The following is a 20,484-nucleotide window of genomic DNA, read 5'->3' on the forward strand; positions in this document are numbered from 1 at the left end:
TTAATTTTATTTTGCTGTTTATTTTACAGTGTTTTATATAATTTTTTAAAATATATTGTGTTTTTTTATTGAACTATTGTTTTATATTGTAAAATTATTTAAAATTGCATTCATAAATATGTAATAGAGAAATGAGAAAATTATTCAGAGATCTGGTTACACATTTAATGAGAAAAAGATAGAAATTACTCCCTCAGAAAGATGCAGTGTAAAGCTGCATCTTTTTTTATGACAACTATCATTTGCCTGTCTTGGTGAACTCCCTTACTTTTGGACTCTCTTAAAAAACTACGGAAACGATTATGATCAAAAAGATAGGAAGTGCTTTTTTTCTGGGATCTTTACTTTGGGTAAATGCACAGGAAAAGACAACAGATATTGAAAGCATTGAATTTCAGGGGAAATTTATCTCTACACCTTATAAAAGTGCTAACCAGAACATCAGCGTGATCACCAGAGAAGATATTGTAAATTCTCCGGCTAAAAGTATCGACGAAATTCTTCAGCAGGTGTCGGGAATGGATATCAGAAGGAGAGGAGCCAATGGAGTGCAGAGTGATATCGGTTTCCGTGGTAGTTCTTTTGAGCAGGTTCTTTTGTTATTGAACGGAATCAGGATGAATGATTCCCAGACCGGACATAATAATATGAATATTCCGGTAGATCTGGATGAAGTAGAAAAGATAGAAATCATAAAAGGCCCGGCCGCAAGACGTTTCGGACAGAATGCTTATGCAGGTGTTATCAATATCATCACCAAAACTTTTCCGGGAAAAAAAGTGAAGATAAGCGCTGAGGGAGGAGATTATGGAAGTTATGGTCTGGGATTTAATGCGCAGATCGGAAATGAAAAGTTCACAAACTCCCTGCAGGCGAATTCAGCTTCATCAGAAGGGTATATGTTCAATACGGATTATGAGATCAGAAATGTATTTTATCAGGGAAAACTGAATATCAAAAACGGAGATGTGAGAGTTCAGGCCGGCTTTTCAGAAAAGAAATTCGGAGCCAATGGCTTTTATGCTTCCAGTGCTGCGACGAAGCAGTATGAGGAAACGCAGGCTTCTATCGTAAGTGTAGCTCATCAGCAGACTTTTGGAAAGCTGAAACTTAACTCTAATGTGTATTGGAGAAGAGGGCAGGATATGTACCTTTATGACAGATGGAATCCTGATTTTTACCGAAATATGCACATTGGAAATAATGCAGGTGGAGAAGTGAATTCCAGCTATCAGTGGGGGTTGGGAACAACCGGAATTGGTGTTGAGCTGAGAAAAGAATTTTTAGTAAGCAGTAATTTGGGTGACCGAAACCGTTTTGTCTCTCAGGTTTTCTTTGAACATCATTTTTCATTACTGGATAAAAAACTGAACATCAGTCCGGGAATTTCATGGGCCAATTATTCTAAGGAAGGAAATTTCTTCTATCCGGGTCTGGATGTAGGCTATAACTTTAATGCCAATTCTAAAATGTATGGAAATATTGCAAAAGTACACCGTGTACCCACTTTTACTGAATTGTATTATGTAAGTAAAACGGAACAGGGAAACCCGGATTTGCAGCCTGAAAATGCGATTTCTTCAGAAGTAGGATATCAATATCTAAATAACAGGATTTTAGCAAAAATAAGTGGATTTCTAAGAAACTCCAATAATTCCATTGACTGGGTAAAAAAAGATCTGAGCGATAAAATATGGTACGCCCAAAACGTAGGTGATATCAAGACCAAAGGAATTGAAGCAGAGTGGAGCCACAGACCGACCGACTGGTTAAAATATACGGTTGGTTATACCTACATTGACAGCAAATATGAAGAAAAAACTGGTGTGGTTTCAAGATATATTCTGGATAATCTGAAACATCAGTTTGTGTCCAAGTTAGAGGTAAAATTCCTGAAAAACTTTACCAATGAACTTGTTTACCGTTACAATGAAAGAGTTAATCTGGGAACGTATAATCTTGTAGATGAGAAGCTGAGCTTTGCTAAAAAAGATTACTCAGTATATGTGTTGATTAACAATTTGACCAACACAAAATATACCGAAGCATTTGGGGTGGGAATGCCGCAAAGATGGTTCCATATTGGTTTTTCTTATACAATCAATATTAAGTAATTGTTAATTTACACATGAATAAAAGTTAATATTAACAAATTGTTAAAAAATATACATTTGCAAAAATTTTTTATGAAACGTCTTATAGGTTTAGGTTTATTACTTGGAATATCTTTTTTTAAAGCACAGGAACATATTTCCAGCTTCAATGCAGTAACTCTGACCTATAAGTTTCATCCTAAATTTTTCCTGTACGCAGAAGGGCAACTGCGTGGTAACGAAGATTATACATACCCCGATTATTATGAAATAAAAGGGGGATTAGGGTATAATCTTACCAAAAACCACAAACCTTTTGTGGGACTGGGAAGATATGTTAATTATAAAGAACACAGCCTGAGCAGAGAAGAGTTCAGGGTATGGCTTCAGGATGTTATCGACGTTAAAAAAGGTATTGTAAAGTTTGAAAACCGTTTTCGTGCTGAAAAGAGCTGGTTCTATGAGCCGAAAACAGATCAGACTTCCCAGAGAATGCGTTACCGGTACCGTCTGAACGTAAGTGTTCCTTTAAACGCCAAAACCATCAAGAAAGGAACTGTTTTCGCTAATGCTTATGACGAGGTGTTCTTTGTTTCTCCGATGAAGCCTACTTTTGCCAGAAACAGAGTCTATGGCGGTTTCGGCTATCAGATCGATGATTATTTTGGAATCGTGAGCGGATATCTGTGGCAGCGTGAATTTGAAGCAAAAGGGAACAAAAATTTACATTTCGTTTACCTTGCGTTAAACATCAATATCGACGGAACAGATCATCACACGAAAACATATGATTTCCCGGGTGCGGATTAATATTTCTCTATCAGATAACGATAGGCTTTCAGATATTTATTGAATCTTTTGATATCTTTAGGAGTAAGCTCTCTGTTGACTCTTCTGAGATCCATATTGTCGCGAAGGTCATTCAGCTTTACAGCAACAGATAGCAGAGATCTTTCTGTTCTTTTGATGAATTCATCATAATCTTCTTCCGGATCAAGCTTTGTAAGGCAGCTGATGGCAAAAATAATATATTCAGGGAATCCTTCAGATCTTAAATAATCCAGACTAAACTCCTGTGGATGGTCTTCTACAACATCATGAAGTACTCCGACGATTTTTTCATCCAGTGTTTTACCATAGTTCATCACACGCATTACGTGGGCAATGTAGGGAGCATGGTATTTATCGGTTTGTCCTTTATGAGCCTTATCGGCGATTTTGATTGCTTTATTCAGTAATTCTTCTTTTGTCATTGCTAATGAAAAATAGAGTACAAAAATAAAAAATGCCTTAAGAACTAAGGCATTTTTTATGAAGAATATTTTCACATGATTTTACAAGTTTGTTTCATCCTCTATATGGGCATGCGGAGCATTGTTTTTTACAGATTCTATTCCGTTTTCCATACCATTATCAGATTCATACATCTGGCTGGTTCCGATGATCTGCCCGTTTCCGGCTTTTAGATTAAAATAGCACCTGCCGTCATTGGCTGTATTTCTTTCAAATTTTGCATCTTCCTGTGCATTGAGTTTTACGGATCCGATTCCGCTTTCACAGGAAGGTTTGGTACTGTATCCCTGGCTGGTTAAAATGACCTGCCCGTTTCCTGCTTTAAGATTAAACTGGAATTCTCCGTTTGTTCTTTTAGAGATAATAAATTTTCCCATGGTGATTGTTTTTAGTTTGTATTGTGTTTATTTTGACGGTATTATCTTTTTCCGGCTGACATGAAGCTTATCAGGAGTAACCGCATTTAGAATTTTATATTGTGAATAATCCTTTGAAGGTTCTTTTAAAGCCAGATAAAGAGTGGTATCATTGGGCTTAACCGTTAATATTTTGTAAAGTTCTTTTTGAGGTTGATCGGGTTTCACAACAAAATATCCCGGGAATTTCCCTTTAGCAACAATTTTTGTCGTATCCATCCTGGGAGCAGGAAGTACATTGTCTTTTTTTTGTGCTGAAAAAGTAACGGAAATAAGGAGTATTGGAAATAATAGAATTTTCATGTGTTATGTATTTTAAAATAAAAATAATGATTTTTTTTGAATAACCTTACCAAATGTCATTAATTTCAATGGATGTCATCATTGATGAAGATCAAAAAAGCGCCTCAAAAATTGCGACGCTGAATCAAATTTATGTTATTAAAGACTAATAAGCTCCTTTCTCGATATAGTGAGCGGCTACTTTTTCAGTAAGTGCTACTACATTCGGATGGTTGGTATATTTAGTGAATCTTCTTAGTCCTGAAAGCATCATTCTCTGCTCATCTCCTTCAGCGAAAGAAACGATTCCTTCTTTAGCTGCAGTGATAATTTTTTCAACAGCTTTGTAAAGGTTTAACTGAGCCATAGCTGCTTCTACAGATTCAGGAGAGAAGTGTTTCTCTGCTCTTAATACTGCGGATTCTGCCATATAGATCTGGTTAAGGATTTCAGAAGCATTCAATAATAAATGCTGTTGTTTTTCAATGTCCATCATGTATTTCTGAAGAGCAGCTCCGGAAACCATTAGGAATACTTTCTTAAGGTTGGCGATAATTGCCTTTTCTTCACTCATGAATTCTGAATAATCAGGAACTTCAAATGAAGGGATACCCATCAATTCTTTGCTGATCGCCATTGCAGGAGATAAAAGATCCAGCTCACCTTTCATTGCTCTTTTGATAAGCATTCCTACAGCCAGCAGTCTGTTGATTTCGTTGGTACCTTCATAAATTCTTGAAATTCTTGAATCTCTCCAAGCCGCTTCCATAGGAGTATCTTCAGAGAATCCCATCCCTCCGTATACCTGGATTCCTTCGTCTGCGGTGTGTTGTGCAAGATCAGAAACGAATACTTTAAGGATTGAACATTCAACAGCGAATTCTTCTACACCTTTTAATTCTGCTTCCTGATGGCTTAATCCTGCTGCAACAAGCTCATCAATTTTATCCTGAACATTTTTAGCGGCTCTGTAAGAACCTGCTTCACTTACGAAAACTCCGGTTGCCATTTCTGCCAGTTTCTTTCTGATCGCTCCGAAAGTAGCGATTGAAACACCAAACTGTTTTCTTTCGTTAGAGTACTGGATAGAGTGGTTTAAGATTCTTCTCTGTGCATCAAGACATGCGGCAGCCAATTTGATACGGCCTACGTTTAATGCATTTAAAGCGATCTTGAAACCATTGTTTCTCTCTCCTAAAAGATTTTCCACAGGAATCTTCATATCATTGAAGAAAACCTGACGGGTAGAAGAAGCACGGATACCCAGTTTATGCTCTTCCTCACCGAAAGTTAAACTTTCAGGGTTTTCAAGTTCAGATCTGTTGATCACAAATCCTGTGATATTTTTATCATCATCAATTTTAGCGAATAATGTAAATGTATCTGCAAATCCTGCATTGGAGATCCACATTTTCTGGCCGTTGATGATATAATGTTTTCCGTCTTCGGAAAGTTTTGCTCTTGTTTTCCCTGAATTGGCATCAGAACCGGCATCAGGCTCTGTCAGACAGTAAGCTCCGAATTTTGTTCCTGTTGCTAAATCCGGAAGGTATTTTTTCTTCTGCTCTTCAGTTCCGTAAAGAACGATAGGAAGCGTACCGATTCCCGTATGTGCTCCATAAGCTGTAGCCAATGAACCTGTAGTTCCTGATAGATAATCACAAGCAAGCATTGTAGTCACAAAGCCCATTCCAAGACCTCCGTATTCTTCAGGAACCGCGATTCCCAACATTCCCATTTCTCCCAGTTTACGCATGGTCTCTTCAGTAAATGCGTAATCTTTCTTCTCAAAACGTTCTCTTTGAGGAACTACTTCTCTATCTATAAATTCCTTCGCAGAATCACGAAGCATCTTTTGTTCTTCATTCAGTTCTTCAATACTGAAAATTTCGTTTGCAGGAATTTGTTTGATCAGGAATTCCCCGCCTTTTAATGTAGCCATATATTATTTTGTTTTTAAAATTTTTTGAGACCTTCAGATCATAGACGGATAGATGATAGATTATTAATGTGTCTATTTTCTATCTGTCTATTCTCTCTTTGTCTTTTGTCTTATTAGTCTTTATTTAAAGTATTCTGAAATACCATTGTTGCTTTTTGAAATTCTTCAATCTTAATTTCAAAGATTTCAGTTTTTTCATCAGATAAATACTTTCTATGATTTGCTAACAATATTTGTGTTTGTAATTCAAATGAAGAACCTAAAGAAATATCCAAAAAATGACTAAAAGACTTATTTGTCCTGCTTGAACCTTCAGCTATATTTGATGGAATTGAAATTGCACATCTGTCCATTTGATTTTTCAAACCATACTTTTCATAAGTCGGAAAAGTATCTGTAAGATCTAAAGTTAATCTTGATAATTCCATACTCATTTGCCAAATTTTAAGCTTTTTAAAATTGTGCCTCTTAAAATCATTCATACATTTTGGTGTCTTTAAGTCTATTCTCTATCCGTCTATTCTCTATTTGTCTATTAAAGTAGTTCAAAAATAGAAGCAGCTCCTTGACCTGTTCCCACGCACATAGAAACCATTCCGTACTTGTTGCCTCTTCTTCTCATTTCGTCAAGAAGTTGTACTGTCAGTTTTGTTCCTGTACATCCAAGCGGGTGACCAAGGGCGATAGCTCCTCCGTTTACGTTTAAGATGTCAGGATTTAATCCTAATTCTTTTTTGATCGCAACCGATTGAGAAGCGAAAGCTTCGTTAAGCTCGATCAAATCGATATCTTTTAATTCTAAACCAGCCTGTTTCAATGCTTTTGGAATAGCATAGATAGGTCCCATTCCCATGATTCTTGGCTCAAGACCTGCTGCGGCATAGGCTACTAATCTTGCTTCGGGTTCAAGACCTAATTCTTTTACCATTTCCTCACTCATTACCATTACGAAAGCTGCTCCGTCGCTCATCTGAGAAGAGTTTCCGGCAGTTACGCTTCCTCCGTTGGCAAATACAGGTCTTAGTTTTGCTAATCCAGCTAAAGAAGTATCTGCTCTAGGTCCTTCATCTACTGAAAAATCAAACTTTTTAGTCTGCAGTTTCTGATTTTCATCCAGGAAATTATACTCTACAGGAATCGGAACAATCTGGTTGGCAAATTTACCTTCCTGATTAGCTTTTAAAGCCTTCATATGAGATTCAAAAGCAAACTGATCCTGTTCTTCTCTTGTAATATTATATTGTTTTGCAACTTCTTCCGCTGTGTAACCCATTCCCCAGTAATAATCAGGGTTTGTTTTTGCGATATCCGTTTCAGGAACAGGCTTATAACCTCCCATAGGAATATATGACATTGATTCTGTACCACCCGCGATGATACAATCTGCCATACCAGCCTGAATTTTCGCAGAAGCAATAGCAATTGCCTCACTTCCTGATGCACAATATCTGTTTACGGTTACTCCCGGAACTTTATCGGTATTTAACCCCATCAAAGAGATCAGACGCGCCACATTAAGCCCTTGTTCAGCTTCCGGCATTGCGTTTCCTACGATAAGGTCATCAATTCTGTTTTTATCTAATTGTGGTAGCTCAGCCATTAATTTTTCAATAACGGTAGCCGCCATGACATCAGGTCTTGTAAATCTTAAACTTCCTTTTGGAGCTTTTCCAACGGCAGTTCTGAAACCTTTTACTATGTATGCTGTTTTCATTTTTTTTGTTTAATTAAATTGTTTTAAGAATTTTTTGCCTCGTAGAGGTAAACTGTTCATAGATTTTGTTTTTGTTTTTTGCAGAGCTCCGTAGGAGCGACCTGTTAATCATTAATCCATTCAAATAAATATTTTGGATCATATTCTATCTCAAATTTTGACATAAAATCCAGGTATTCTTCTCTAAAAGTTTTCTTTTTATGATGTTCTTCCTGATTTAAAATATATTTTACAACAGAATCAACACTGCTTTTAGAATAAGAAAAAGCTCCGTATCCTTCCTGCCAATTGAATTTTTCATCTACCCATCCTTTTTCATTGATGAATTTTGAAGAACCCGCTTTAATATCTCTTACTAAATCTGAAACCGAAAGTGTCGGATTCATACTTACAAGAATATGCACATGGTCAGGCATTGCAAAAACTGCGAATAATTTTTGATTTCTATTGGAAATAATACCTGTTATAAACTGATGTAATTCTTCTCTGTTTTCTTTTGAAATCAGATTTTGTCTTCCTTTTACAGCGAAAACAATTTGAATATAAATCTGAGTGTAGGTATTTGCCATACATTAACAGGTCGCCTCTACGAGGCTTTCCAATTTTAAATTATTCATGCTATTAACAGTTCGCTCCTACGGAGCTTCCCGTTAGTTTCTCAAAGGTTTACCATTTTGTAACATGTACTGGATTCTCTCCAGAGTTTTTCTTTCTCCACAAAGCTGAAGGAAAGTTTCCCTTTCAAGGTTCAATAGATATTGTTCCGTTACAACTGTTGGCTCTGATAGATTTCCTCCTACCATCACGTTGGCTAGTTTATCAGCAATTTTCTTATCGTGTGCAGAAATAAAGTTTCCGGTTAACATCTGGTCAGTTCCTACGTAGAACATTCCTAATGCGTCTTTACCCAAAACTTTTACTTTCTGTTCGATGGGCTGGGTATAGCCTTGTTCTGCTAATAGCTTCGCTACTTTTTTCGCTTCAGCAATCTGTCTGTTTTTGCTTACAGAAACGATGTCTTTTCCTTTTTCAAGGATTCCCATATCGTAAGCTTCGTAGGCAGAAGTCGCTACTTTACCCATGGCGATGTTCATGAAAGCATCACGAAGTCTGTTATTTTTAACATCATCGTTGTGGAATTCTCTGGAAGTTCTTAAAGTAAGCTCTTTAGTACCACCACCACCAGGAATTACTCCAACTCCGGTTTCTACCAGTCCGATATACGTTTCTGCAGCGGCAACCACACGGTCTGCATGCATGGTCATTTCGCATCCTCCACCTAAAGTCATTCCGTGAGGAGCAACTACAACCGGAATAGAGGAGTAGCGTACTCTCATCATTGATTTCTGGAAGTAAGCGATCGCCATATTCAGATCATCCCAATCCTGTTCGATTGCCATCATAAGGATCATCGCAAGGTTGGCACCTACAGAGAAATTAGCTCCCTGATTACCAACTACTAATCCGTCGTATTCTTTTTCTGCCAGATCAATCGCTCTGTTCAATCCGTCAAGAACTTCGCCCCCAAGAGAGTTCATTTTTGAACGGATCTCAAAGTTGATAATTCCGTCTCCCAAATCTTGAATAGCAGCACCTGAATTGCTCCAGAGTGTTTTATTTTTTCTGATATTATCTAAGATGATGAATGCATCCTGGCCAGGGATTTTGTTGTATTCTCCCGAGTTTTTATCAACATAAATACTTTGTCCTTCATCATTCACTTTATAGAAGGTTTCAACATTTTTTACCCAGTTTGAAACCTCGTATCCTGCGTCTTTTGCCAGTTCAATACCTTTCTGAACACCTACGGCATCCCAGATCTCAAAAGGACCGTTTTCCCATCCGAAACCGGCTCTCATCGCGTCGTCAATTTTGTAAACTTCGTCGGAGATTTCAGGAACTTTGTGTGAAACATAAGCGAATAATGCCCCTAAAGACTTTCTGTACAATTCACCCGCTTTATCTTTACCGCCGATCAATACTTTGAATCTGTCGATTGGCTTATCAATAGATTTTGTTAATTCTAATGTCGGGAATGACGATTTGCCTTGAAGTTCATACTCTAAAGTATCAAGGTTTAATCCATGAATTTCAGATTTTCCTTCTGCATTTTTCACTTTTTTATAGAAACCTTGTTCTGTTTTTGAACCCAGCCATTTATTGTCCATCATTTTCTGGATATAAGGAGGAAGGGCAAATACATCATTAAAGTCGTTCGCTTCTGCACCGCTCTGGCGAACTCCATTGGCTACCATTACCAAAGTATCAAGACCTACAACGTCAGCTGTTCTGAATGTAGCAGATTTTGGACGTCCGATTACCGGACCAGTTAATTTATCAACATCAGAAACGGTAAGTCCTAATTTTTGTACATTGTGGAGAAGATCCATCATAGAGAATACCCCGATTCTGTTGGCGATGAAGGCTGGTGTATCTTTGGCTAAAACAGTCGTTTTACCTAAGAATTTTGCTCCGTAATTCATATAGAAATCGATGATTTCAGGAGCTGTATCGTTGGTTGGGATAATTTCTAAAAGAGGAAGGTATCTTACCGGGTTGAAGAAGTGTGTTCCGGCAAAGTACTTCTTGAAATCCTCGCTTCTCCCTTCTGTAAGGAGATGAATAGGAATACCGGATGTATTGGAAGAAATTAATGTTCCCGGTTTTCTGAACTGTTCAATTTTTTCGTACACAGACTTCTTGATGTCAAGTCTTTCCACGACTACTTCAATGATCCAGTCGGTATTTTTTATTTTCGGTAAATCATCATCGAAATTTCCGATTGTAATTCTGTCTGCAAACTTGGGTGAATAAAGAAGTGCAGGACTTGCTTTTTTAAGTTTTTCAAAGTTTTCGGAAGCAATTCTGTTTCTTACTGCTTTGTCATCTTTGGTCAAACCTTTTTTCTGTTCAGCTTCAGTAAGTTCAAAAGGAACAATATCCAAAAGTGATACTTCAACGCCGATGTTGGCGAAGTGAGCAGCGATTCCGCTTCCCATAATTCCTGAACCAAGAACCGTTACATGTTTGATTCTTCTTTTCATATGTAAATTTTTATTTGTATAAGATGATATGAGCCCGAAGGCTTCATCATAATTTATTTCCTGTTATTTAATAATTCGTTTGCTATTTTCATGATTTCACCCATCACATCCTTGAAAGCATCCAGTTTTTCCGGAGAAATTTTTTCCATCACCTTCTTGTTGAAATTCACAACGACTTCTTTAGACATATTTCTGGAGTTTAATCCTTTGTCTGTAAGTTTAATGATCACCTCTCTTTTATCAGTGGTGGTTTTTTCCTTATAGATGTATCCGTTATCTTCAAGAAGTTTGATAATTCTTGTTAATGAAGTGGGTTCAATAGCCATCTTGGGTCCAAGATTCGTACTTCGGGTTCCTTCTTTAGGATCTATTTTTAAAAGTGTGAGTGCCTGTACCGCTGTGGAATCATGTTCCTGGGCTAATTCTGTGTACATTTTAGAAACAGCCAACCAGGTCTGCTTTAAAATTAAATCTACGTTTTCTATTTTTTCCTTATTATGATCCATCATTTTTGCGCCAATGGTTTTACCCAAATTTAATAAATATTATGCATGCATAATATTTATTAACGTTAAATTTTGTTAATAGGCTGTAAATAAACGGATTAAATTGTATGATTAGCATAATACTATGCATGCATAGTATGTGGATAAATCAAAGAAAATCAAGTATTAATGAATGTTTGAGACTAAATCAATGATTTCTTCAAAAGATTCACATTGATAGGTGGCGGAATCCTTAGTAATTACCCAAAATGGGTTCTGAAATTCGAAATTCAGGTCAGACAGGTCTTTTTGGAAGTTTTTTTGAAGCAGAGAATACAGCATTTCCTTATGAAACTGAGGTGCAGAAATAAATGGCGGAATAAAAGTCTCATTAATTTGAAATAACGAAACATTGGTAAGTTCATCATGCTGAAGCAAAATATCCTCAACAATTCCCGAATACAGATGATTCTCCTTTACATACCATATTTTGTCTGCAAACTCTTTGGCGAGGCGCCAGTCGTGGGAGGAAAACAGGATAAGTTTGTTTTGTTCCTTAGCCAGCTTTCTCAGGGTTTTAAGAATGATGATTTTATTTTTTTCATCCAGATGGGTAGTAGGCTCATCCAGAATGATAATAGGCGAATTTTGAGTAATAGCACGGCCAATAAACGCTTTCTGAAGATTTCCATCTGATAGGTTTTTCAAAAGAGTATATCGGTACTGATTCAGATCCAGTGCTTCAATAATATGGCCAACCTCTTCACGATCTTCTTTTTTGAGTTCAAAATAAAAAGGATAATAGATATACTTTCCGAGAGAAATAAGATCTTCAACAGTATAATGCTGCGGAATAACCGACTTTGAAAAGACAATGGCAATATTCTCCGCAATCTCTTTTACCGAAAGATTTTTTACATTTTTTCCATTAATAGAAATTTCCCCATTCAGCAAAGGGAGCTGATGCAGGATAGATTTGATTAATGTTGTTTTTCCTACACCGTTATTACCAATCAGCAGGCATACATCGCCAAGCTTTAAATCTGCATTGGCATTGGAGATTAAAGTTGTATTGTAGCCGATATCAGCATGTTTGATTTGTAGGTGCATGTTTAAAAGAAGAATAGTATTAGAAATAAAAGGATAGGGAGAAAACTTAAAAATAGATATAAGAATTTATTTTTTTTAACTTTCCATAAGGTATAACCACCTAAAATAAGAGAGCCCCAGAATGCTGTAGGTAACGCAAACATAATCCACCAATTATGACCCCAAGAATAAATCCAATGCAATTTCTGATTCATCCGAAACATTTTTGAATACTCCAGAAATACAAAACTTACTACAAACAAAATGATGTGTGCAGAAATTAGTTGTTTTTGTGTTATTTCAATTTTCATTGTTTCGTTTATAACTATATAAGTTTTACTTAATAAATCATGCTGAAAGCATCTCGATAAAGTAATTTAGATTCCTTCGGAATGACACAGTATGATTGATTTCCTTTTTTATCCACTGAAGCAAGTTATAAAATTATTATCAAATTCTATGGGGTATTTTCCTGACCCCGTATTAATTTTGAAACTGGTTGTCCGGTTTGTGTATATCACGATCACACTTTATTCTGTTTCAACAGCATCATCAGAATCACAGGAATCCCGAATACAGAGCTTATCACATTCAAAGGAATCTGTGTTTTTTCGGCAATGACAGAGAAAAATAACATGATCAGCATTCCCAGAAACATATTAAGAATCCATTGCTGCCATAATCTGGATGGATTATAAACAAGTCTGCAAAAGTGTGGCACAATGATTCCGATAAAAAGAATAGGTCCTAAAAATGCAGTAACAGAGGCGGATAGGAGAGAAGACGCTACTATGATTAGGAGCTTCAGTTGTTTCAGGTTGACCCCTAAACTTTGTGCATAGGAATTGCCCAGAGAATTTCCAATAAGTGGTTTTATCGCTCTGAAGCAGACCAACATTCCGATTAAAACCAGAACGGAAAGTACATAGATCTGATTCCTCGTTACCATATTATTCGCTCCGAAAGACCATAAAATATAGTTTTTAAGACTCTGATTCTCTGCATAAAACTGAAGCAGAGAAACAATAGCTCCGGCAAAAGCAGAGACAAGAAATCCAAAGATAATAAGATATGATTTGTCCTGAAATCTATTGGACATAGAGAGAAGTACCAACATCAACAGTAAGCTTCCTCCAATAGCTGATAAGCTGAGAAAACTATTCTGTAAAAATTCAGGAAGGGAAATAGTATGGGAAAAGAAAATATAAAAAGCAACTGATAAACTGGCGACTGATGTTATCCCCAATATATCAGGTCCTGCCAGTGGATTTTGAAAATATTCCTGCATCAGAAAACCAGAAGTAGGAATGGAAATCCCAGCCAGCATCATCACCAGAACACGGTTGATACGGATCTCAGCAATTTGATTCTGAGCAGAATCCTGAAAGAAATCCTGGAAGCTTAAACTTAAAAATCCTGTGTTCAGATTAATAATTGCGCTTGCCATAATAGCAATCACGAATAATAAACACAGGATTTTAAATCTTTTTGACATGATTCAGAAAGAGTTCAGTCTATTTATTTAGGAAAGAATCGATTTTAGAATTCAATACATCTTCCGTCATCATTCCCAGATATTCGTCGGTTTTATCACCTTTTCTCATGAAAGTAAAAGGAATAGAACCTCCGTCCCATTGTTTGAAGTTGTTGTGAAAGAAGTTTGGATCTAATTTTTGTCCATCCAGTAATATAATGCTGCCTCCCAATTTATTTTCTGCAGCAAAATTCTTAACAGCACCAGCCCAATCTGCCTTATCATCGAGGTTGACGAAAGTGAACTTTACAGGTTTTCCTTTCAATTCATCCATTTTACTTTTAAAACTTGGAATTTCTCTGATACATGGGCCACACCAGGTTGCAAAAAAGTTGGTTACATATAACGTATCATTATTTTTTGCCAAATGCTGGCTTACGTTTTCAGGAGAAAGCTCTTTGGGAATAGCGGTACTTCCTTCTGCCTCTGCAGTTTGAGATACAGGAACAGAATCTGCAGCTGTGATATTTTCAGATTTCTGACCTTCTTTTTTACAGCTGTAGAGAGCAGTAAGAAGTAACGTGGAAAAAATTATCTTCTTCATAAATTATTTTTTATCTATTTTTGAATTGAAGTTATGGAACAACAAATCTATAAAGGGAAACTTATACAGTTTCATCCGTTAAAAATAGCGAAAAAGGAAGAGCTGACCAAAAATACTTTTTCTCTGGAATTCGAAATTCCTGAGAATTTAAGAGAAAATTTCAGGTTTGAAGCCGGGCAATTCGTCAGTATACGATTTCAATCACATGGGGAAGAGGTTATTAATGATTATTCAATGACTTCGGCTCCTTATGAAGGTAAAATATGTCTGGGGATAAAGGTTAATTCTTCTCAAGGTGCTACTTCTCAGTTATTTCAGAACTATAACGAAGGGGATGAACTGTGGGTAAGTGAACCTGCCGGAAGATTTACAATCGTATCCAAACCCAGCGAATTCAGAACTATTGTTGCTTTTGCTGCCGGTATTGGGATTACGCCCATTTTGAGTCATTTTAAAAATATTCTCCACAACGAACCCAGAACACGGCTGTTCTTATTTTTTGGAAATAAAAGTTCAGAAGATTTAGTCTATCGCGAACAGCTGGATAATCTTGCCAGAACATGTGGAGACAGACTTCAGATATTTTACTTTTTTTCTCAGGAGAAAACGGCAGATCAGTTTTTTTATGGAAGACTTGATGAAAAAAAGCTGAATCTTATCATCAATCAGATTCTTCATTTGGATGATACAGACGAAGAATCTACAATCTGGGATGCTGTAGACGAAGTGCTGATCTGTGGAAAAGGCGAAATGATCAAAACTTTGGCTAATGCCTGTTATCATCACGGAATTCCGAAAAAGAATATCCATTTTGAACTTTTTGAAGAATTTAATGACGATATTTATCCTGTGGAAAAAGAATTTCCTCTTATTCAAAATATAGAGGTCGAGTTTACCATGCGTGGAAAGAAATATACCACTTATCTGCCTGATAATAAGGATAAAATCCTACAGCAGCTTCTGATGCAGAAATTCCCTGTTCCTTATTCTTGCAAGTCAGGAATCTGTGGAAGCTGTGAATGTTCTCTGGAGGAAGGGGAAGTAGAACTGCTGGAGAATGAGTATCTTACCGAAAAAGAGGAGGAGCAGGGACATATTTTAGCTTGTATGTCTATTGTGAAAAGTAAAAAAATAAAGCTTAACTTTGATCTTAGTTGAGAATTATTAGGAACATATTTAACCTTGGATTTATATCACTGGAATTGGGAATTCTGATGATATGCTTCTGTAATGTGTGGGTTTTCGGGCTTACCAACGGAAGAACTTATACCAAAATCTCAAAAATTCCGCCAAGGGAAATTGCACTGGTTCTGGGAACCTCTCCAAAAATGAGATCAGGAAAATCAAACCCTTATTTCACCAAAAGAATGGATGCGACAGCCCTTCTATACCATCATGGGAAAATCAAGAAAATTATCGTTAGCGGGGAAAAGAGCAAAGGCTACAATGAGCCGGGAGCTATGAGAAATTATCTGGTTAACCAGGAAGGTGTTCCGGAAGATATTATTGTAGAAGATCCGAAAGGCTTTAATACCTATAAAAGCATTCTGCGTTGTAAGGATGTTTATAAGAAGAAGAATGTCATTATTGTATCTCAGGGATATCACAACCTGAGAGCATTGTTTTTTGCAAGAAATAATGATATGAATGCTTTGGGATTTGATGCGCAGGATGTCACAAAACCTGAGAGTTTCTACAGAAACCAGACGAGGGAAATCCTCGCCCGTGTGATTGCTGTAGTGTATTTTATTTTAGGCGTTTCTCCGGATTAGAAAGGATATCCGAACGCGATATTAACTGTAGGTTTGAAAGGCTGGATGAATTTGAATCTCCATCGGTCGCCTTCAGGTTTATTCGGGTCATAGATCTTATACGCAAGGTCAATTCTCGCCGTTACATAGGCAATATTTAATCTTAATCCGAATCCACTTCCGATACCTACCTGTTTCCAGAACTTACCGAACTTAAATTCATCTCCGTATCCATCGTTATAATTACGAAGACTCCATGTATTTCCGATATCGGTAAATAGTGCGCCTTCATAGGTTTTATTGAATGGAATTCGGTATTCAATATTGGTGGTAAGCTTCAGGTTATCCGTCATATAAGTACGAACTCTTTCGTCTACCTGAGAATCGGCAGGACCTAGTCCTCCAAAGGCTACCCATGCTCTGATATCGTTGGAACCTCCATTGAAATAAGACTTGATGATGGGCATATCCTTAGAGTTTCCATAAGGTATTCCAACTCCGATAAACTGGCGCAGCACCAATGTCTGGTTTCCGTTAAACTTGAAATATTTTCTAGTATCAATATCAAATTTTACAAACTGTGCGTAGGGCAGCCCGAAAATAGTTCCTTGAGGGCCGGTAACAATACCTCCGCCGTTATCTTTTTTATTGAATATACTCAATATATTTCCCGCAAGCTCCACTTTTCCGTTAAAATAAAAGGCATTTGGATATTCCTTTTTTCCAATTTCACTATAAACAAAATTATAGATCATAGAAGAGATAAGGACATCCTGGGTCTGTCGGTCTTTGTTGACCAATGTTCCGGTAAAGGCCGTTAAAAGATCTCTTCCCTGCTGATTAAGACTTCCACGGTAAGCATCGTTCTCAATAATCATTTTGGAAACTTCATCTACATTCAGTTTTCCATCTTTGTAATCTTGTCCGGTCTGCGCGGTTTCCGGGCTAAACATAAAATAATTTCCGAAAACTTCATCTTTTACCCTTCCGTCATTCACAAAGTAGTCATAGTAGGCATCTTTATTTTTTGTCAGACTGACCTGAGTATTGAATAAAGTAAGCTTGTGATACACCTGATCATTAACACTTGCCTGATAATTCAGTCCGGTATTGAAAATCAACCTTCCCAAACCGATGTTGTTCTGTATCGACGCCCCCAGCAAAATAGATGATGTAGGCGTGTATCGTTTTGGAATAAACTTATAATAATTAAAAGGAAGCAGCAGTCGTGGGAAGTTCAGGGATGCCTGGGCTGAAATTTCGTAGGCCGCAACCCTTTTACTGATGTCTTTTGTACTTCTGATAGAACCAAATGTCCCAGAAAGGCTGGTAGAAAGGTTTTCTGCTCCTCTGAAAACATTTCGCGTGGTAAGGTCAACAGAAGGAGAGATCCCCAGATTTAAAACCTGAGAATAATTGATATCCGTTCCCACTTTAAGTTCGTACTTTGGTAGTGGTTTCAATACATACAAAACATCAACAATACTGTCGTTAGGAGAAGTCATTCCACCTTGTCTCAGAGAGTCTCTGGCTTTAACGATGCTGAAGTTATTCATCGATAAAAGATTTCTCTTGGTAACATCCAGTTTTGTCTGGTCAAAAACCTTTTTACTGTCCGGAATAATAGCTCTCCACACCGATGAAAGTTTATATTTATCATTCATCGTATGGAATCTTATTCTCCTTAAGCTGTCTTTTTTGGTATTTTTAGGATAGTCACCGGGTTCATCCACAATAGCCACATCTATATTTCCAAAAGTGGCTATTTTATAGGGAGTATCCAGAGAATCTTTATGAATTTCCAGGGTTAAAGGAACCTGTTTTCTGCTTTTAAGGGAATCTGCAACGAAATAAACTTCATCATTGGAAGCATTGAACCTGTAGAAACCAAACTCTCTCATCAGATCAGTAATTCTGGTAACCTCTCTTTCCAGAACGGTCTGGTCAAGGATCTGTCCGGATCTTACAAGACTTCTGTTCAGATTATAGTTGTAATACCCTTTGATCCCCTGATCCGGAATATTATAGAAATAATCCTTGATACGCGTAGGTTCATTATGTTTGATGGAATAATTAACCGATGCTTTTTTGGAAGCGGAATCCAGCGTATGTTTAAAATTGACATCAGCATCCCAATATCCCCTGTAGGTAAGTCTTTTCTTGATAGATTCAGCACTTTTTTCACTTCTCGTCTGATCAAGAATAACCGGCGGTGTTCCCCAATTGTGCAGTAGACGGTCAAAAAGAAGGCTTTTCCCGACACTGCTTTTCATATTATATTTAATAAATAAAGAATCTCTCAGCTTCTGATTTCTCATCTCACCGGGATAGGTCATATATTCATTAAGTATGGTGTCGTATTTCGGATCCGCCATATTGTACAGGAGGAGACTTAATGGCATGAAAAGAAACTGCTTTTTGTTGGGCTTCTGCTGAATATAATCTTTAAGTTCCTCATCGAAAAATACTTTCTTATCCTCGAACTCTAAACTGTTCTTGGTAAGCAGGTATTCGCCGTCAGGAACTTTTTTTGTCGTACTACAAGCATAAAGGAGACCAACAAATGTTGCAAATGAGATAATTTTATAATATTTTTGAGGAGAATTCTTATAATGCTTACAGCTCATACAATAAAAGTTTTACAATCTTTAGATAAAAAGAAGTTCAGACAAAAATACAATTTGTTTTTGGTTGAAGGTAATAAAATCATTTGTGAACTTTCTAATTCTAACTTTAAAGTTAAAGAAATATTGTCAACCGATCCGCAAAAATTGGACCGTACTGACGTTCCTGTTACCCATATCTCTGAAAATGAATTAAAAAAAATAAGTTTTCTTAAAACTCCAAAAGATTCCGTGGCGGTATGTTATCTTGCTGAGGAAGAAAAATGGGAAGATAAGAATATACAATTGGTTTTGGATGGAATACAGGATCCGGGAAACCTGGGAACCATTATACGATTGGCAGACTGGTTCGGGATAGAACAGATCATCTGTAGTGAAGACACTGTAGATGTTTACAATCCGAAAGTGATTCAGGCAACCATGGGATCTTTTACCCGGGTGAATGTTGTGTATACTGATCTGGTGGAATATCTTTCCAAAACAGAGAATGTAAATATCGGAACGGATATGGAAGGGGAGAATATTTATACTTTTCAGAAACCCGAAAAGCTAAACCTTATTTTAGGAAATGAAGGAAACGGAATGAGACCGGAGACGGAAAAACTGGTACAAAAAAGTATCAGTATTCCTAGATTTGGAAAATCCCAGTCTACAGAAAGCCTGAATGTGTCAATGGCTGCCGGGATTATTTTAGGACAATTATTTTCAAAATAAGATTCAGAAATTAGGGCCCAGGAAGTGAAAATGTAAAACTATTTTCTAAATCCTGAGCCCTAATTTCTTAAATCAGTTGTTCCATACTTGAAACACTTTTGTTTTTCTGGTATACTTCTATTTTTTTTCTGACATATTTCAGCGCAATAGGAGCAAGGTAAATCAATGCAGCACCAATCAGTTTTTTCTTCCAGTTGGAACTTTTCATATTCTTTTTGGCATAGTTCCCTACGATAGCAGTAACCCCCAGTTTTACAAGCCCGTCTGTAAGATTTCCTCCTTTGAAAGCAGAGCTGGCAATTCCTACAGCTGTATTTTTGCTGATCAAAAGGTCTTTCACCTCTGAAGTAAGCTGTTTGGCAATGACATCCTTCCTTAGGACTACTTTTTCATCACCGTCTTCATCAATCTTTTCCTGAAGATACTGATCAGTTAAACCATTGGTAAATGCACTCAGGCTTTCTTTTGTATTTTTGAAGGTCAGAAGATTTTCAAGATCACTTATTTCACCCTGAAGCAGTTTTTTCTTTCTTCTTAATTCTTCTATGCTCTCGTATTTTCTACCCATAGTTTAATGATTTAAAAATTTAATAACCTGATCTGCAACAGTATTCACAATTTTTGTTTTGAATGCAACCACAAACGCCATTATCAGCGCATAAAATGCAGCTACAATTAAGAATCCATAGGAATAATTATCCAATGCTTTTCCGATAAGGAAAGCAATTCCAAAGTTGAAAAGGATAATAAAAAAAGCAAAAGCAACAAGCAGTACTACAAAGTAAGTAATGAGCCCGGCAGAAAGTGACGACTTTTCAGTCGCTTCAATTTTCAGAAGATCGATTCTCTTGGAGGCGTATTCTTTAATAGTTTCTATCATTGTTTTTTTTTAAAGTTACAAAAAAAGGAACTTTCGCACAAAAGTTCCTTTCTGTAATTTACTTAAAAAGATAAATTAC

20 protein-coding genes are annotated in these 20,484 nt (G+C 36.9%); 5 read left to right on the forward strand and 15 right to left on the reverse strand.

From position 1 onward, the window contains the following. Window positions 1-302 precede the first annotated feature (302 nt). Together V0410_RS02930 and V0410_RS02935 are read left to right on the forward strand one after the other, a co-directional pair. The gene (locus V0410_RS02930; protein WP_330746246.1) at window positions 303-2,114 is read left to right on the forward strand and encodes a TonB-dependent receptor plug domain-containing protein; all 1,812 of its coding nucleotides are present in this window, start codon (window positions 303-305) and stop codon (window positions 2,112-2,114) included. Window positions 2,115-2,186: 72 nt separating this feature from the next. Then, window positions 2,187-2,903 carry a DUF2490 domain-containing protein gene (locus V0410_RS02935; RefSeq protein WP_330746247.1) on the forward strand — a complete coding sequence of 239 codons (717 nt, stop codon included), beginning with the start codon at window positions 2,187-2,189 and terminating at the stop codon, window positions 2,901-2,903. Here the strand turns inward: V0410_RS02935 and V0410_RS02940 are convergent. From V0410_RS02940 to V0410_RS02995, 12 genes are all read right to left on the reverse strand, one after another. Next, on the reverse strand, window positions 2,900-3,346 hold the full coding sequence (locus V0410_RS02940; RefSeq protein WP_041461800.1) for a phosphohydrolase: 447 nt from the start codon (window positions 3,344-3,346) through the stop codon (window positions 2,900-2,902). The two genes, V0410_RS02935 and V0410_RS02940, sit on opposite strands and share 4 nt — an antisense overlap. Window positions 3,347-3,427: 81 nt before the next feature. Further along, window positions 3,428-3,763, reverse strand: a complete 336-nt coding sequence (locus V0410_RS02945) for a YegP family protein (RefSeq protein ID WP_330746248.1) — start codon at window positions 3,761-3,763, stop codon at window positions 3,428-3,430. 27 nt (window positions 3,764-3,790) lie between these two features. Further along, entirely contained in the window at window positions 3,791-4,105 is a 315-nt protein-coding gene (locus tag V0410_RS02950; RefSeq protein WP_330746249.1) for a hypothetical protein, read from the reverse strand. A 145-nt stretch (window positions 4,106-4,250) separates the two neighbouring features. Then, a complete protein-coding gene (locus V0410_RS02955; RefSeq protein ID WP_227942772.1) occupies window positions 4,251-6,026 on the reverse strand; it encodes an acyl-CoA dehydrogenase family protein in 1,776 nt (591 codons plus the stop codon). Window positions 6,027-6,139: 113 nt separating this feature from the next. Further along, window positions 6,140-6,508, reverse strand: coding sequence for a four helix bundle protein (locus V0410_RS02960; RefSeq protein ID WP_131433628.1), 369 nt, complete (start codon window positions 6,506-6,508; stop codon window positions 6,140-6,142). Window positions 6,509-6,561: 53 nt separating this feature from the next. Then, window positions 6,562-7,740, reverse strand: coding sequence for a thiolase family protein (locus tag V0410_RS02965; RefSeq protein ID WP_114822156.1), 1,179 nt, complete (start codon window positions 7,738-7,740; stop codon window positions 6,562-6,564). A gap of 104 nt (window positions 7,741-7,844) precedes the next feature. Then, entirely contained in the window at window positions 7,845-8,309 is a 465-nt protein-coding gene (gene tnpA / locus V0410_RS02970; protein ID WP_330746250.1) for an IS200/IS605 family transposase, read from the reverse strand. A gap of 81 nt (window positions 8,310-8,390) precedes the next feature. Then, window positions 8,391-10,784, reverse strand: a complete 2,394-nt coding sequence (locus V0410_RS02975; RefSeq protein WP_330746251.1) for a 3-hydroxyacyl-CoA dehydrogenase/enoyl-CoA hydratase family protein — start codon at window positions 10,782-10,784, stop codon at window positions 8,391-8,393. A gap of 53 nt (window positions 10,785-10,837) precedes the next feature. Then, a complete protein-coding gene (locus V0410_RS02980) occupies window positions 10,838-11,290 on the reverse strand; it encodes a MarR family winged helix-turn-helix transcriptional regulator (protein ID WP_330747650.1) in 453 nt (150 codons plus the stop codon). A 165-nt stretch (window positions 11,291-11,455) separates the two neighbouring features. Next, window positions 11,456-12,379, reverse strand: coding sequence for an ABC transporter ATP-binding protein (locus tag V0410_RS02985; protein ID WP_330746252.1), 924 nt, complete (start codon window positions 12,377-12,379; stop codon window positions 11,456-11,458). Window positions 12,380-12,881: 502 nt separating this feature from the next. Next, the gene (locus V0410_RS02990) at window positions 12,882-13,853 is read right to left on the reverse strand and encodes an iron ABC transporter permease (RefSeq protein WP_330746253.1); all 972 of its coding nucleotides are present in this window, start codon (window positions 13,851-13,853) and stop codon (window positions 12,882-12,884) included. 19 nt (window positions 13,854-13,872) lie between these two features. Then, a complete protein-coding gene (locus V0410_RS02995) occupies window positions 13,873-14,436 on the reverse strand; it encodes a TlpA disulfide reductase family protein (protein ID WP_330746254.1) in 564 nt (187 codons plus the stop codon). Between the two features lie 33 nt (window positions 14,437-14,469). Here V0410_RS02995 and V0410_RS03000 point away from each other — a divergent pair, with 33 nt between their 5' ends. Together V0410_RS03000 and V0410_RS03005 are read left to right on the forward strand one after the other, a co-directional pair. Further along, a complete protein-coding gene (locus tag V0410_RS03000; protein WP_330746255.1) occupies window positions 14,470-15,594 on the forward strand; it encodes a ferredoxin--NADP reductase in 1,125 nt (374 codons plus the stop codon). Window positions 15,595-15,650: 56 nt separating this feature from the next. Then, window positions 15,651-16,208, forward strand: a complete 558-nt coding sequence (locus tag V0410_RS03005; protein WP_395974871.1) for a SanA/YdcF family protein — start codon at window positions 15,651-15,653, stop codon at window positions 16,206-16,208. Here V0410_RS03005 and tamL read toward each other — a convergent pair. Continuing rightward, a complete protein-coding gene (tamL, locus tag V0410_RS03010) occupies window positions 16,205-18,814 on the reverse strand; it encodes a translocation and assembly module lipoprotein TamL (RefSeq protein ID WP_330746256.1) in 2,610 nt (869 codons plus the stop codon). The genes V0410_RS03005 and tamL overlap by 4 nt on opposite strands. On the opposite strand from tamL, the gene V0410_RS03015 reads away from it, so the two are divergent. Then, the gene (locus V0410_RS03015) at window positions 18,800-19,525 is read left to right on the forward strand and encodes a TrmH family RNA methyltransferase (RefSeq protein ID WP_110008752.1); all 726 of its coding nucleotides are present in this window, start codon (window positions 18,800-18,802) and stop codon (window positions 19,523-19,525) included. The genes tamL and V0410_RS03015 overlap by 15 nt on opposite strands. A 67-nt stretch (window positions 19,526-19,592) precedes the next feature. On the opposite strand, the gene V0410_RS03020 is transcribed toward V0410_RS03015, so the two are convergent. Together V0410_RS03020 and V0410_RS03025 are read right to left on the reverse strand one after the other, a co-directional pair. Next, complete coding sequence (locus V0410_RS03020; RefSeq protein WP_202842456.1) at window positions 19,593-20,093, reverse strand: phosphoribosyl-ATP pyrophosphatase; 501 nt, start codon at window positions 20,091-20,093, stop codon at window positions 19,593-19,595. 3 nt (window positions 20,094-20,096) lie between these two features. Continuing rightward, a complete protein-coding gene (locus V0410_RS03025) occupies window positions 20,097-20,405 on the reverse strand; it encodes a phage holin family protein (protein ID WP_202842454.1) in 309 nt (102 codons plus the stop codon). Window positions 20,406-20,484 lie beyond the last annotated feature (79 nt).

This window comes from Chryseobacterium sp. CP-77, assembly GCF_036362765.1.
GTDB lineage: Bacteria > Bacteroidota > Bacteroidia > Flavobacteriales > Weeksellaceae > Chryseobacterium > Chryseobacterium cupriresistens.

Bases quoted from the DNA above. Each gene is read 5' to 3' on its own strand.
- V0410_RS02930 (WP_330746246.1), top strand. From the start codon at position 303: ATGATCAAAAAGATAGGAAGTGCTTTTTTTCTGGGATCTTTACTTTGG.
- V0410_RS02935 (WP_330746247.1), top strand. From the start codon at position 2,187: ATGAAACGTCTTATAGGTTTAGGTTTATTACTTGGAATATCTTTTTTT.
- V0410_RS02940 (WP_041461800.1), bottom strand. From the start codon at position 3,346: ATGACAAAAGAAGAATTACTGAATAAAGCAATCAAAATCGCCGATAAG.
- V0410_RS02945 (WP_330746248.1), bottom strand. From the start codon at position 3,763: ATGGGAAAATTTATTATCTCTAAAAGAACAAACGGAGAATTCCAGTTT.
- V0410_RS02950 (WP_330746249.1), bottom strand. From the start codon at position 4,105: ATGAAAATTCTATTATTTCCAATACTCCTTATTTCCGTTACTTTTTCA.
- V0410_RS02955 (WP_227942772.1), bottom strand. From the start codon at position 6,026: ATGGCTACATTAAAAGGCGGGGAATTCCTGATCAAACAAATTCCTGCA.
- V0410_RS02960 (WP_131433628.1), bottom strand. From the start codon at position 6,508: ATGAATGATTTTAAGAGGCACAATTTTAAAAAGCTTAAAATTTGGCAA.
- V0410_RS02965 (WP_114822156.1), bottom strand. From the start codon at position 7,740: ATGAAAACAGCATACATAGTAAAAGGTTTCAGAACTGCCGTTGGAAAA.
- tnpA (WP_330746250.1), bottom strand. From the start codon at position 8,309: ATGGCAAATACCTACACTCAGATTTATATTCAAATTGTTTTCGCTGTA.
- V0410_RS02975 (WP_330746251.1), bottom strand. From the start codon at position 10,784: ATGAAAAGAAGAATCAAACATGTAACGGTTCTTGGTTCAGGAATTATG.
- V0410_RS02980 (WP_330747650.1), bottom strand. From the start codon at position 11,290: ATGGATCATAATAAGGAAAAAATAGAAAACGTAGATTTAATTTTAAAG.
- V0410_RS02985 (WP_330746252.1), bottom strand. From the start codon at position 12,379: ATGCACCTACAAATCAAACATGCTGATATCGGCTACAATACAACTTTA.
- V0410_RS02990 (WP_330746253.1), bottom strand. From the start codon at position 13,853: ATGTCAAAAAGATTTAAAATCCTGTGTTTATTATTCGTGATTGCTATT.
- V0410_RS02995 (WP_330746254.1), bottom strand. From the start codon at position 14,436: ATGAAGAAGATAATTTTTTCCACGTTACTTCTTACTGCTCTCTACAGC.
- V0410_RS03000 (WP_330746255.1), top strand. From the start codon at position 14,470: ATGGAACAACAAATCTATAAAGGGAAACTTATACAGTTTCATCCGTTA.
- V0410_RS03005 (WP_395974871.1), top strand. From the start codon at position 15,651: ATGATATGCTTCTGTAATGTGTGGGTTTTCGGGCTTACCAACGGAAGA.
- V0410_RS03015 (WP_110008752.1), top strand. From the start codon at position 18,800: ATGCTTACAGCTCATACAATAAAAGTTTTACAATCTTTAGATAAAAAG.
- tamL (WP_330746256.1), bottom strand. From the start codon at position 18,814: ATGAGCTGTAAGCATTATAAGAATTCTCCTCAAAAATATTATAAAATT.
- V0410_RS03020 (WP_202842456.1), bottom strand. From the start codon at position 20,093: ATGGGTAGAAAATACGAGAGCATAGAAGAATTAAGAAGAAAGAAAAAA.
- V0410_RS03025 (WP_202842454.1), bottom strand. From the start codon at position 20,405: ATGATAGAAACTATTAAAGAATACGCCTCCAAGAGAATCGATCTTCTG.